The sequence below is a fragment of the Burkholderia sp. LMU1-1-1.1 genome, from assembly GCF_040675865.1.
GTDB lineage: Bacteria > Pseudomonadota > Gammaproteobacteria > Burkholderiales > Burkholderiaceae_D > Rugamonas.
The window spans coordinates 1-13,608 of sequence record NZ_JBEGHG010000004.1 but is presented as its reverse complement, the minus strand read 5'-3'; the positions used below and the strand labels follow the sequence as shown (position 1 = coordinate 13,608).

The window sequence follows — 13,608 nt, the reverse complement described above, 5'->3', positions numbered from 1 at the left end:
CGTCAAACCGTTGCCAGCGCCAGTTGGGGGGCCGGCCGTTTTTGCGGCTGGTGGCCCGTCGGCGCCGCGCGTCCCTGTTCCAGCTTGAACACGCTGACCACCTGCGTCAGACGCGACGCCTGGCCCTCCAGCGCCGCCGTGGCGGCCGCCGCTTCCTCCACCAGCGCGGCGTTCTGTTGCGTCACGGCGTCCATTTCGTTGACGGCCTGGTTGATCTGCTCGATGCCGACCTCCTGCTCCCGGCTGGCCGCCGTGATTTCGCTCATGATGTCGGTGACCCGCTGGATGCTGGCGACCACCTCGGTCATCGTGGTGCCGGCCTTGGCCACCAGCTGGTTGCCCGCGTTGACTTGCTCGACGGAGTCGTTGATCAAGGTTTTGATTTCCCTCGCCGCGCCCGCCGAGCGCTGCGCCAGGTTGCGCACTTCCGAGGCCACCACGGCGAAGCCCCGGCCCTGCTCGCCAGCGCGCGCCGCCTCGACCGCCGCGTTCAAGGCCAGGATATTGGTCTGGAAGGCGATGCCGTCGATGACGCCGATGATGTCGGAGATCTTGCCGGCCGACGCGTGAATGTGGCCCATCGTCGTCACCACTTCCGTCACCACCGCGCCACCCTGGCGCGCCACGTCGACGGCGGACACGGCCAACTGGTTGGCCTGCCGCGCGTTGTCGCTGTTTTGCCTGACGGTGGAGGTCAACTCCTCCATCGACGACGCGGTCTGTTCCAGCGCGCTGGCCTGCTGTTCGGTGCGCGACGACAGGTCCAGGTTGCCGCTGGCCACTTCCGCCGTCGCGGTCGAAATCTCGTCGCTGCCGGCGCGCACCTGGCCGACGATGTTGTTCAGGCTCAGCGTCATGTCATTGAGCGCCTGCAACAGCGAGCCGATCTCGTCCTTGCTTTGCACGTCGATATGAGCGCTCAAATCGCCGGCGGCGACGGTCTGCGCCAAGCCCACGGCCCGGTTCACCGGCACCGTGATCGAACGCGTGATGAACCAGCCGATCAGCGCCGCCATGATCGCGGCCGTCACCGACAGGATGACGCTCAGTTGCACGGCCAAGGCGCCGCCCGCCGCGATTTGCTCGCCGTCCTGCTTCATCAGCGATTCCTGAAAATCCTCCATCGCGTTGATGGCGCTGAAATACGGGGTTTGCACCGCCCGCAGCTCCTTGCTGACATATTTGCCGGCCTGCTCGGACTGGCCATCCTTGATCATCTTGACAAGGGTATTGCGCGCCGCCGTGTAAGCGTTGCGCCGTTCGCTCAGGGTCTTGAACAATTCCTTCCCCTTGGGAAGCGTCAGCATGTGGTCCAGCTTGACGATATATTCTTCGTTCGCCTTCAGCGACGCATCCATCTTCTCCAACTGCTCCCGCACTTCCGCAGGGTCCGCCACGCCGATGACGGCGTTGCGCAACAAGCGCGCTTGCACATTGACCTCGGTCTGAATTTGGCGGGCCAGCGTCAACTTGACGAAGCTATCGTTCAAGATCCGTTCCGTCGCCTGGTTGATCAGGTTGATGCGGGTGATGGCCACCAGCGCCACGGCGGCCAGCAGCACCACCACCACGCCGAAACCCAAGCCCAGCCGCGTTCCGATTTTCAAGTTAGAGATGTTCATGATAGTTTCCATTTGGGATCAATTGGCACTGCAATATTTCGATGTTGACCCAATGGCGGCTGCGCATATTGCGTAACAGCAAGCCAACCAGTTGCCTGTTGTTATAGAGCGTCAGCATGCTTATTGATAGCGTAAACGCCGAACGGCGCGGCCATGCCGCGCCGTTCAGGCGTCAGTTAAAGGGGCCGCCCTGCCGGGCGGCAGCCATCCTCAGCCGGCCAGCGCCAGGCGCGGAACGGCCCGCCGCGATGGCGAGGATGATGAATGCGCCACCACCGGCGGCGCGTTCCGCGCGCCCGTATCCAGCTTGAACACGCTGACCACCTGCGCCAGATGGGCGGCCTGCTGCTCCAGCGCGCCGGTCGCTGCGGCGGCCTCTTCCACCAAGGCGGCGTTCTGCTGCGTCACCGTGTCCATTTCGGTGACGGCCTGGCTGATCTGCTCGATGCCGACTTCCTGTTCGCGGCTGGCGGTGGTGATCTCGCCCATGATGTCGGTCACGCGCTGGATGCTGGCGACCACCTCGCTCATCGTGGTGCCCGCCTTGGCCACCAGCTTGTTGCCCGCTTCGACCCGCCCGACCGAGTCGTTGATCAGGGTTTTGATTTCCTTCGCCGCGCCGGCCGAACGCTGCGCCAGGTTGCGCACTTCCGACGCCACCACCGCGAAGCCCCGGCCCTGCTCGCCCGCGCGCGCCGCTTCCACCGCCGCGTTCAACGCCAGGATGTTGGTCTGGAAGGCGATGCCGTCGATGACGCCGATGATGTCCGAGATCTTGGTGGCCGACTCGTTGATCTGTCCCATCGTCGTGACCACTTCGTCCACCACCACGCCGCCCTGGCGCGCCACCTCGACGGCGGACACGGCCAACTGGTTGGCCTGCCGCGCGTTGTCGCTGTTTTGCTTGACGGTGGAGGTCAGTTCCTCCATCGACGAGGCGGTCTCCTCCAGCGCGCTGGCTTGCTGTTCGGTGCGCGACGACAGATCCATATTGCCGGTGGCGACCTCGCCGGTCGCCGTCGCGATCTCGTCGCTGCTGGCGCGGACCTGGCCGACGATGTTGTTCAGGCTCTGGTTCATATCCTTGAGCGCCTGCATCAATGAACCGATCTCGTCCTTGCTTTGCACCTCGATGCTGCTGCTCAAGTCGCCGCCGGCGACGGTTTGCGCCAGCGCCACGGCGTGGTCCACCGGCACCGTGATCGAGCGCGTGATCAGCCAGCCGATCAACGCGGCGGCCACGGCGGCGAACGCCGACAGCGCCACCGTCATCCGCACGGCGAACGCGCCATCGGCCTCGGCTTGCTGGCCCGACTTGTTCATCAACAATTCCTGGAAATCCGCCATCGCATCGATGGACTCGAAGAAGGCGTCTTGCGGCCCACGCAGTTCCTTGAGCAGGTATTTACCGGCCAGGTCGGCCTGCCCGTCGAGCAACAGCTTGACGGTGGCGTCGCGCGCGCTGCCATAGGCGTTACGGCGCTCGCTCAAGGCGCTGAAGAGCGCGTTGCCTTTTTCCGTGTTCAGCATGGCTTTCAGTTTCGCCAGATGCGCGCCATTCGTTTTCACCGACGCGTCGAGCTTGGCCAGCGAGGCCGAGACTTCGGCCGGATCGGCCGCGCCGATGATAGCGTTGCGCAAATAGCGCGCCTGCTTGTTCACCTCGGTCTGGATATCCTGGGCCACCGTCACCTTGGCGTAGCGGTCGTTCAGGATTTCGTCCGTCGCATCGTTGATCAGGTTGATGCGGCTGACGGCGATGAAGGCCACGGCCAGCAGTAAGACGACGACCACGCCAAATCCAAGGCCGAGTCGAGTTCCGATTTTTAAGTTAGCGATTTTCATGTTGTTTCCGTTTTCGGGCTGCATGCGCAGCGATATAAGTAACAAACGACGATCGATGCGGGATTGCGGCGGCATCAGGTCGCTTGCGCGAAAGCGGCAGGAATCAGGGACGCGGAGAGTGACAGCATTGTCCCGGGGGCATGGGGACGGAGGGCATTATCGATCGGGCCATCGCTGGCCCGGCAACCAAGAGTTGGTGCCCTATAGTATCAAATATCAAAAGAATTGCCACACGAAAAATATGCAAACTGACATTTTTCCGGCGATGCCGCGCTATCGCCGAGGCTGCCAACCCACAACAGCCCGGCAGCAGCACCTGAAGATGGCCGTTCGTGATGCTAACTGCTATATTTCCTGATTAACATTTGACCCGCCGGAACCAGCATGACACGTCCGCCATTGCATCTCCCAACCTTCCTCGCCGCCAGCGCCCTGCTGGCCGGCTGCGCCACTACCCAGGTGCCGCTGACCGACTTCACCGCCGGCTCCGGCGGCCCGCGCGCGCCGGAGCAACTGGCCGTCACGTTTGAAAAAGCCGACCTGGCGCTGCGTGTCGATCCCGCCACGCAAAGCATACGCGGCGACGCCGCGCTGACCTTCACCGCCAATCCGTCGGCCACGACGCCGCTGACCCGCATCGCCGTCGAGCTGGACCGCAACCTGCCGGTCGACGGCGCCAGCGTCGACGGTGTGGAATTGGCGCGCTCGGCGATCAGCAACCCGGACGGCCGTCTTTACCTGACGTTGCCGACACCGCTAGCGGCCGGCACCAGCACCACCGTGCGCATCCGCTACCACGGCGTGCCGCACGTGGCCAAGCGCGCGCCGTGGGATGGCGCCTTCGTCTGGAGTAAAACGGAGGACGGGCAACCGTGGATCGCCACCACCGTCGAGGGCGAAGGTTGCGACCTGTTCTGGCCCTGCATCGACCACCCGATGGGCAAGGCCAAACTGATCGACCTGCACATCAGCGTGCCGGCGCCGCTGGTGGTCGCCGGCAACGGCGTGGCGGTCGGCATGGATGAGAAGGACGGCTGGCGCACCTACCACTGGCGCGCGAAAAACCCCAGCACCTACGGCGTAGCGCTTAACATCGGCCCCTACGAAATGCTGTCGGGCGACTACGCCAGCCGCTACGGCAACACGATTCCGCTGCGCATGTGGTATCTGAAAGGACACGAGCAGCAGGCCAGGGGCCTGTTCGCCGAGTTCGCGCCGATGCTCGATTTCTTCGAGCGCCGCATCGGTCCCTATCCGTTCGGCGACGAGAAAATGGGCGTGGTCGAAACGCCGCACCTGGGCATGGAACACCAGACCATCAACGCCTACGGCAACGGTTACCTGAAGTCGCCCTACGGCTACGACTGGTTGTTGCACCACGAACTGTCGCACGAGTGGTTCGGCAACCAGATGACCAATTCCGACTGGGACGACATGTGGCTGCACGAAGGCTTCGGCAGCTACATGCAGCCGCTGTACCTGCAATGGCTGCGCGGCGACATGGCGTTCCAGGCCGAGCTGTTCAACCAGCGCAAGTCGCTGCGCAACAAGGTGCCGGTGGTCGGCGGCAAACCGCAGCGCATCGAGGACGTCTACGACGACAAACGCGGCGGCCCGGGCAACGACATCTACACCAAGGGCTCGCTGATCCTGCACACGCTGCGCAACCTGATCGGCGACGACGCCTTCTTCCGCGCCACGCGCCGCATGGTCTACGGCACCGACACGCCGACGCCAGGCAACTTCCAGCCGCGCTGGAGCAGCACGAACGAATTCATCGCCATCGCCAACCAGGCGAGCGGCCGCGATCTGGGCTGGTTCTTCGACGCCTACCTGTATCATGCGGCATTGCCCGAGCTGGTCGAGACGCGCAGCGGCGACAAGCTGCAGCTGAACTGGAAGCTGAAGGACGGCGGCCCGTTCCCGATGCCGCTGGAAGTGCGCATCGTCGACGACCAGGGCGAGCGCATCGTCCAACTGCCGATGAGCGGCAGCCACGGCGAACTGCCCCTGGCCGCCAACGCGCACTATACTGTCGATCCGGCGTCCCGCGTGCTGCGCCAGCAGGCGCATATCGACGAATGGAAGCGCGACGAGGAAGAACGTAAAAAGAAGAAAGCGAAGGCATCATGAAAAAGATCTCGCTGGCGCTGCTGATGGCGGCCGCATTGTCCGCCTGCAGCCCGCAATACGATTGGCGCGATTACCGCAGCAATGACGCGCCCTATGCCGTGCTGTTCCCCGGCAAGCCGGCCAGCCAGACCCGCGCCATCAAGCTGGGCGATCTGGACGTCAACATGACGATGACGGCGGCCGAGGTGGACGGGGTGGTGTTCGCGGTCGGCAGCGCGCAATTGCCGGACGCGGGCAGGACCCCGGCGGCGATCGAGGCCATGAAGACGGCGCTGGTCAGGAACATCGGCGCCACGGTGACCAAAAGTGCATCGTCGGCGGCGGGCGGGCAAACCGTGCTCGACGTCGAGGCGAAAGGCAGCCAAAATGGCGAGCCGATGCTGCTGATCGGACGTTTCATCGCCAAAGACACGCGCGTGTATCAGGTCATCGTCATGGGCCGCGAGAAAAACATCGTGCGGGACACGGTGGAAACCTGGTTCGGCTCGTTCAAACTGAACTGAAACCGGGCGATTGGCTTAGGAGATACTTAATTGACGTGCGCTAACGTCCATACAGATGGGTTCGTCTCTTGTAAAGTTTCCGTGACGACCTAATGTGTACAGCAGCGGCACGCCGCTGCTTCGTCATTCGGCGCACCGTCAGACCTCTTGATCAATAATACTAAGAAAGCGCATCATGTTAATTGCCTTCAAATCCAAATCCAGCCCTGAAGTCCTGATGTATCAGGAACACGCCCAACGCATCCTCGACCTGCTGCACAAAAACCCCACGCGCGGCGTGATCACCGCCGCCGAGGCGGAGCAAGCGCTGTCGGTGCTCGAGCATGAAGTGGCCGAAAGCAAACTCCATCCTGAAAACGATATCGAGCACGACATCCACGCGCACGAGAAGGAAGAGAACGAGACGGTGGAACATGCCGTCATGCAGCGCGTGGGATTCCACGCGCGCGCGTATCCGCTGCTGGAGATGCTGCGCTCGGCCAAGCAGGAAAACGAGAGCATTATCTGGGGCGTGTAGGCGATAAATAATGCGGTAAGACGGGAATGCGGTTCGTCAATCGCCTGCCAGGCTCGCCTTGAGCGGCAGGTCGATCGTGAACCGCGTCCCCACCCCGACCACGCTGTCGACCCGGATGCTGCCATCGAGCAGCGACGTCACAATGTTGTACGTGATGCTCAACCCCAGCCCGTTGCCCCCCTGCCCCAGCTTGGTCGTGAAGAACGGATCGAAAATACGCGCCTGATGCTCGATGGCGATGCCCGAGCCGTCATCCTGGAACACGATCCGCACCCGGTCCGGTCCCAGCCGCACCGCCCACAGCCGTATCACGCCGCCGCTGCGCCCCTCGAACGCGTGCAGCAAGGCGTTGTTGATCAGATTGATGATGACTTGGCCGTAGGGCCCCGGGAAGCTGTCCATCTCTATATCGTCCGGCATCTCCAGATCGACCTGGTGGCCCGCCTTGCGGATCTGGTTCTTCATCGTGGTGACGATTTCCTGGCTGGCCTGGTGCAGGTTGAAATGGCGCCGCTTGGCGCTGGCCTGGTCGACCGCCACCTGCTTGAAACTATTGACCAGCTCGGCCGCGTTGCGCAGGCTGCGCATCAGCAAGGTCGACGCCTCGCGCGCGGCGTCGATGAATTGCGCCAGGTCCGAGCGGCGCAGCACGTTGCTGTTCTGGCGCAGTTCGATCTCCGTGGTCTTGTCCTCGAGCGTGCTGGCGATCACCAGGCTGTTGCCGATCGGCGTGTTGAGCTCGTGCGCGACGCCGGCCACCAGCGAACCCAGCGCGGCCAGCTTCTCGCGCTCGACCAGCTGCTGTTGGGTGTCCTGCAACTGCCGGTAGGAATCGGCGTTGGCGAACGCCACCGCCACATACGACGCCAGGGTGGTCAGCATGTCGACATCGATGCGCCGGTAGGCGTGCGCGCGGTAACTGTGGACGGTGATGATGCCGCGCACCTGGCCGTTGACGGAAATCGGCACGTAGATCAGCGAGCGCGGCTCGGTCGGCAGCGAACCGTCTTCGAGCGTGCCCATGTTGTCGACGCCGGAGACCAGCGCCAGGTTGGCGATGTAACGCGCGTATTCCTGCTCCAGGTCGTTGATGAACACTTCCTCGGCATGGTTGATGCACCACACGGCCAGCTGGTTCGGCTCCAGCATGCTGCGCGTGTACGGCGTGTAGCGCTTGCCCTTTTCCATCGCGAACGGATACTCGATCAGCTCCTGCTCGGGCCGGTAAATGCCGATGCCGAACACGCTCGCGTCCATCAGCGCATGCACCTGCTGGTAGAGCATGGTCATGATGGCCTCGCTGTCGAGGTTGGCCGTGATGCGGCGGCCGATATCGGACAGCAGCGAGATATTGCGGTGCGCCAGCTCCACGCTTTCCTTCTGCAGCTCGGCCTCCTGCTTCTGCCGTTCGATCGACTCCTTCTGCAGCACCAGCTCGCGCGTGCGGCTGCCGACCTCCTCCTCGAGGGCTTGCTTCTGCCGCATCAGCATGCGGATGCGGATGCGGAACAGCAAATACGCCGCGCCCACCACCAGGCCGACCATGAGCAGGCGGAACCACCACATCTTCCACACCGGCGGCGTGACGATCAACTCCAGCACCGCCGGTTCCGGACTCCAGACACCGTCCTTGTTGGCGGCGCGCACGCGGAACACGTAATGGCCCGGGTCCAGGTTGGTATAGGTGGCGAAGCGCTTGCCGGCGTCCGTCGTCACCCACTGCGGATCGAAACCCTCGAGCTGGTAGGCGTAGCGGTTGCGCTGCGGATCGGCGAAATGCAGGGCGGCGAACTCGATCGAGAACATGACGTCGCGATGGCTCAAGGTGAGCGTCTTGGCGTCGCTCAGCGAGCCCTTCGGCAGTACGTCCGGCCGGTGAACGTCGCTCAGGATCGACTCGTTGAAGATGAAGAAATCGGTGATGGCGATCTGCGGTGGACGCGCGTTGTCATGGACTTCCGACGGCTTGAACGCGGTCATGCCCGCCAGGCCGCCGAAGTACAGCGTGCCGTCCGGCGCCTTGTAGGCCGCGCCGATGAAGTACGAGCCGTCGATCAAACCATCCTTGGCCGTGTATTGCTTGAAAAACCCGCTCTCGGGATTGAACATCGCGATGCCGGCGGTGCTGCTGATCCATAGCCGGCCTTTGCCGTCCTCCAGGATGGCGCCAATCGGATCGACCGCGCCGCCGTTCTGTCCCGGGTAATAGCGGAAGCGCAGGTCGCCGTCCGGCTGCGGCAGGGCCTTGCACAAGCCGGCGGCGGTGCCGACCCACAGCACGCCGTTCCTATCCTCGAAGATGAACGGCACCCTTTTGTGGCTCAGGCTGTCCGGCCGGTCCGGATCGTGGCGGTAGTGGCGGAACTTGCCAGTGCCGCGGTCGAAGCGGTTCAAGCCGTTTTCCGTGCCGATCCACAGCATGCCGTGGCGGTCCTCCAGCAGCGCGTACACGCGGCCGTCGACACTGTCCGGATTATCCAGATCGGCGCGATAGGTGGTGACGGCGTCGGTGTCCGGATCGACGCGGTGCAGTCCGCTGCGCGTGCCGGCCCAGATGACGCCGGCCCGGTCGACCAGCAGCCGCTGTATCGACAGGGCGTTCGGATCGGCGTCGAACGGCACGCGCGTGTAGCGGCCGGTGGACGGATCGCGCCGGGCCAGGCCGGTGGACGTGCCGACCCACAGCCGGCCCTTGAGGTCGGTGGCCAGCGCGATCACCACGTCGCCGGGCAGGCTGCCGGGATCGCGCTCGTCGCGGTGCCAGGACTCGACCGTACGCCTGGTCACGTCCAGCCTGGTCAGGCCCTCGCCGGAACCGAGCCAGATCTTGTTGTCGCCGGCGCCGGTGATCGCGCGCACCTTGCTGTTGGACACGCCCGGCAGCACGCCGGTCGACTCGGTGTAGCGCTCGAAGCCACCGCTGTCGAGATCGACCCAATCCAAGCCTGAGTACCAGTTGCCCACCCAGAGCGTGCCGGTGCGGTCCTGATACAGCGCGGTGATCTGGTTGTCGCCGATGCCGTGGCGGTTCAGGCTATCCCAACGGTAGCTATGGAACTCGCCGCTGGCCGGATCGCGCCGTTTCAGGCCGTCCTCCTGGGTGCCGACCCACAAGGTGCCGTCGCTGTCGTGCATCAGGACGTTGACGCGCAGATCGCCGAACGGCTGCGACGCCGCCGGTGGCAAGCGTTTGGGCGTGGTCCCGTCGACCCTCCAAGCCTGCAGGCCGGCCATGGCGCCGGCCCACACCAGCCCGTCCGGCCCCACCGAGAGCGAGGTGATGTTGTTCGATGGCGTGGAGCCGTGCTGCGGGGTCAGATGCAGGAATTTGGCGGCGCCCGGCGGCAGCATTTCCAGCCCGCTGGCCGTGCCTAACCACAGATTGCCCGATTTGTCGCGCGCCACGGCATTGACCCGGTCATCGGAGATGCTGTCCGGATCGGCCGGCGCGTGCCGCAACGTGCGCACCTGGCCGCTCTTGATATCGAGATGCTGCAGGCCCTCGCTGGTGGTCAGCCACAGGCCGTCCTTGCCGTCGCCGATGATATTGGTGACGGCAAGGTTGCCGGCCTTGATGGCTTGATGGACGAAACCGCCGGTGGACGGGTCGTAACGGTCCAGCCCGCCTTTACTGCCGACCCACAGCCGGCCGTTGGCGTCCTCGTACAGCGCCTGCACATAGTTGTCGAGCAGGCTGTGCGGATTGCCGGGGTCGTTCTTGAAGACGGTGACGCGGTAGCCGTCAAAGCGGTTCAGGCCGGCCTGCGTGCCGATCCAGATGAAGCCCTGGCGGTCCTGGACGACGCGCGTGATGGACTCCTGCGTCAAGCCCTGCTCGACGCCCAGGTGTTCGAACCGCAGGCTGAGCGGGGCGGCGTGGACGAGCGAACACAGCGCCAGCAGAAGCAAGCCGCAAAAACGCGCCGTACGCATCGCGAAACGTGACATAAGGTTGCACTCCAATATTAACTATATTGTAATGCAGAAACGTGGGGCGAAAACAAAGGGATGGGAAGGCGGGGGATCGGCGCCGCTTGTTAAGCACACTCGCGAAACATCCGGCTAGAATTGCATTCTTGTTCATGTTCATGGATGTGAATCGATGAAAAAAATTTTGACGGGTTGTTTGTTGTTGGCGTCGCTGGGTACCGGCGTGCAGGCGCAGGAGTGCAAGAGCCAGCAGGAGTATGCCAAGGCGCGGGAGGTGATCAAGGACTTGGGCCGTATCGTCGCGCCGTCCGGCGTGCAGGAAGCCTACAAGGCCAAAATCGGCGGCATCGCCCAGTGGATCAACGTGCGCGGGCAGGACAAGAACAATCCTGTGATCCTGTTCGTGCATGGCGGTCCGGCCTCGCCGCTGATCCCGACTATCTGGCAGTTCCAGCGCCCGCTGGAAGAGTACTTCACCATCGTCAATTACGACCAGCGCGGCGCCGGCAAGACCTTCAATGAAACCGCGCCGGATTCGCTCAGTGACAGCATCCACATTCCGCGCTACATCGACGACGCGATCGAAGTCGCGGAGTACATCAAGACCCGATACCACAAGGACAAGGTGATCCTGATGGGCCACAGCTGGGGCACGGTGATCGGCATGGGCGCGGCGCTGAAGCGGCCGGACCTGTTCTACGCTTACGTCGGCATTGGGCAGGTGATCAGCACCCGCGAGAATGAACGCATCAGCTTTGACTACGCGGTGGAGCAATCGAAGGCGCACAACAACGAGAAGGCCATCAAGGAACTGGCGTCGATCGCGCCGTATCCGGGCGACCAGCCGGTCACGCGCGAGCGCATCGTCACGGCACGCATTTGGGCGCAGTACTATGGTGGCCTGAGCGCCTATCGCGACAGTTCGAACTACTTCCATGAGGCTGGCAAGCTCTCGCCGGAGTATAACGACTGCGACGTGCGCGCCATCGACGCCGGCAATATGTTCTCGCTGGGCCGCTTGCTGCCGGAGTTCCTGGGCGTCGACTATCGCAACGTGCGCAGCTTCCCGATCCCGGTGGTGATGTTCATGGGACGCAACGACTACACCACGCCATCGGCGCCGACCGACGAGTGGCTCAAACGCGTCAAGGCGCCGTACAAGCGCGGCGTGTGGTTCGAGCATTCCGCCCACATGATCCCGTGGGAGGAGCCCGGCAAGACCCTGGTCAGCCTGCTGGAGACGGTGCGGCCGCTGGCCATGGCGCCAGATGGCGAAATGCCGCAGAAACGTAGGGCGGATTAGCGAAGCGTAATCCGCCATGCATGCGTTTCGGCGGCTCATGGAATGGCGGATTACGGCGTTCCGCCTAATCCGCCCTACGTGTCTCCAGATGTATCTCCAGACACGGGGCATGGACGAAAAAAAACCCCTACCAGATCACTGGAAGGGGTTTTTTAATATAACTAGCCTGACGATAACCTACTTTCACACTGGTTGCAGCACTATCATCGGCGCAGAGTTGTTTCACGGTCCTGTTCGGGATGGGAAGGGGTGGGACCAACTTGCTATGGTCATCAGGCATTGACTTGTACCGGGCTGCGCGCATTCGCGTCGCCCTGAATCTGGAAGTAGTAAGTAATATGGGTAATGAAGTTGTATCAACGTTCGCACAACATACTTCTCATTCACCATAACCTGCTAAGGTTATAGGGACAAGCCGTACGGGCAATTAGTATCAGTTAGCTTAATGCATTACTGCACTTCCACACCTGACCTATCAACGTCCTGGTCTCGAACGACCCTTCAAAGAGCTCAAGGCTCTGGGAAATCTCATCTTAAGGCAAGTTTCCCGCTTAGATGCTTTCAGCGGTTATCTCTTCCAGACTTAGCTACCCGGCAATGCCACTGGCGTGACAACCGGTACACCAGAGGTCTGTCCACTCCGGTCCTCTCGTACTAGGAGCAGCCCCCTTCAAATTTCCAACGCCCACGGCAGATAGGGACCAAACTGTCTCACGACGTTTTAAACCCAGCTCACGTACCACTTTAAATGGCGAACAGCCATACCCTTGGGACCGGCTACAGCCCCAGGATGTGATGAGCCGACATCGAGGTGCCAAACTCCCCCGTCGATATGAACTCTTGGGAGGAATCAGCCTGTTATCCCCAGAGTACCTTTTATCCGTTGAGCGATGGCCCTTCCATACAGAACCACCGGATCACTATGTCCTACTTTCGTACCTGCTCGACTTGTCAGTCTCGCAGTTAAGCACGCTTATGCCATTGCACTATTAGCACGATGTCCGACCGTACCTAGCGTACCTTCGAACTCCTCCGTTACACTTTAGGAGGAGACCGCCCCAGTCAAACTGCCTACCATGCACTGTCCCCGACCCGGATAACGGGCCAAGGTTAGAACCTCAAATGAACCAGGGTGGTATTTCAAGGTTGGCTCCACGAGAACTGGCGTCCCCGCTTCAAAGCCTCCCACCTATCCTACACAGATTGATTCAAAGTCCAATGCAAAGCTACAGTAAAGGTTCATGGGGTCTTTCCGTCTAGCCGCGGGTAGATTGCATCATCACAAACACTTCAACTTCGCTGAGTCTCGGGAGGAGACAGTGTGGCCATCGTTACGCCATTCGTGCAGGTCGGAACTTACCCGACAAGGAATTTCGCTACCTTAGGACCGTTATAGTTACGGCCGCCGTTTACTGGGACTTCAATCAAGAGCTTGCACCCCATCATTTAATCTTCCAGCACCGGGCAGGCGTCACACCCTATACGTCCACTTTCGTGTTTGCAGAGTGCTGTGTTTTTATTAAACAGTCGCAGCCACCAGTTTATTGCAACCCGTTCGCCCTACTGAAGTAAATCAGCCAAGCTACAAGGGCGTACCTTTTCCCGAAGTTACGGTACCAATTTGCCGAGTTCCTTCTCCCGAGTTCTCTCAAGCGCCTTAGAATACTCATCTCGCCCACCTGTGTCGGTTTGCGGTACGGTCTCGTATGACTGAAGCTTAGAGGCTTTTCTTGGAACCACTTCCGATTGCTTCGA

Annotated in this window: 7 protein-coding genes and 2 rRNA genes; 4 read left to right on the top strand and 5 right to left on the bottom strand. The window is 62.1% G+C overall.

Features of this window, described 5'->3' with window-relative positions:
- Positions 1–2: 2 nt before the first annotated feature.
- Together MRBLMU1_RS04875 and MRBLMU1_RS04870 are read right to left on the bottom strand one after the other, a co-directional pair.
- A complete protein-coding gene (locus MRBLMU1_RS04875; protein ID WP_363497848.1) occupies positions 3–1,622 on the bottom strand; it encodes a methyl-accepting chemotaxis protein in 1,620 nt (539 codons plus the stop codon).
- A 210-nt stretch (positions 1,623–1,832) separates the two neighbouring features.
- The gene (locus MRBLMU1_RS04870; protein ID WP_363497845.1) at positions 1,833–3,467 is read right to left on the bottom strand and encodes a methyl-accepting chemotaxis protein; all 1,635 of its coding nucleotides are present in this window, start codon (positions 3,465–3,467) and stop codon (positions 1,833–1,835) included.
- A 384-nt stretch (positions 3,468–3,851) separates the two neighbouring features.
- Between MRBLMU1_RS04870 and MRBLMU1_RS04865 the strand changes: the two genes are divergently transcribed.
- The 3 genes from MRBLMU1_RS04865 (at position 3,852) to MRBLMU1_RS04855 (ending at position 6,620) form a co-directional block, all read left to right on the top strand.
- On the top strand, positions 3,852–5,600 hold the full coding sequence (locus MRBLMU1_RS04865) for a M1 family metallopeptidase (RefSeq protein WP_363497842.1): 1,749 nt from the start codon (positions 3,852–3,854) through the stop codon (positions 5,598–5,600).
- Positions 5,597–6,103: a hypothetical protein gene (locus tag MRBLMU1_RS04860; protein ID WP_363497840.1), complete on the top strand. Its 507-nt coding sequence runs from the start codon at positions 5,597–5,599 to the stop codon at positions 6,101–6,103. The genes MRBLMU1_RS04865 and MRBLMU1_RS04860 overlap by 4 nt, the downstream gene beginning before the upstream one ends.
- A 175-nt stretch (positions 6,104–6,278) precedes the next feature.
- On the top strand, positions 6,279–6,620 hold the full coding sequence (locus MRBLMU1_RS04855) for a DUF1840 domain-containing protein (RefSeq protein WP_315213475.1): 342 nt from the start codon (positions 6,279–6,281) through the stop codon (positions 6,618–6,620).
- Between the two features lie 36 nt (positions 6,621–6,656).
- Here the strand turns inward: MRBLMU1_RS04855 and MRBLMU1_RS04850 are convergent, their stop codons facing one another.
- Positions 6,657–10,568, bottom strand: a complete 3,912-nt coding sequence (locus MRBLMU1_RS04850; protein ID WP_363497837.1) for a two-component regulator propeller domain-containing protein — start codon at positions 10,566–10,568, stop codon at positions 6,657–6,659.
- A gap of 154 nt (positions 10,569–10,722) precedes the next feature.
- Between MRBLMU1_RS04850 and MRBLMU1_RS04845 the strand changes: the two genes are divergently transcribed.
- Positions 10,723–11,853, top strand: coding sequence for an alpha/beta fold hydrolase (locus MRBLMU1_RS04845; protein ID WP_363497834.1), 1,131 nt, complete (start codon positions 10,723–10,725; stop codon positions 11,851–11,853).
- A gap of 164 nt (positions 11,854–12,017) precedes the next feature.
- Here MRBLMU1_RS04845 and rrf read toward each other — a convergent pair.
- Together rrf and MRBLMU1_RS04835 are read right to left on the bottom strand one after the other, a co-directional pair.
- A 5S ribosomal RNA gene (gene rrf, locus MRBLMU1_RS04840) occupies positions 12,018–12,130 on the bottom strand.
- Between the two features lie 129 nt (positions 12,131–12,259).
- A 23S ribosomal RNA gene (locus MRBLMU1_RS04835) occupies positions 12,260–13,608 on the bottom strand; the annotation flags it as partial.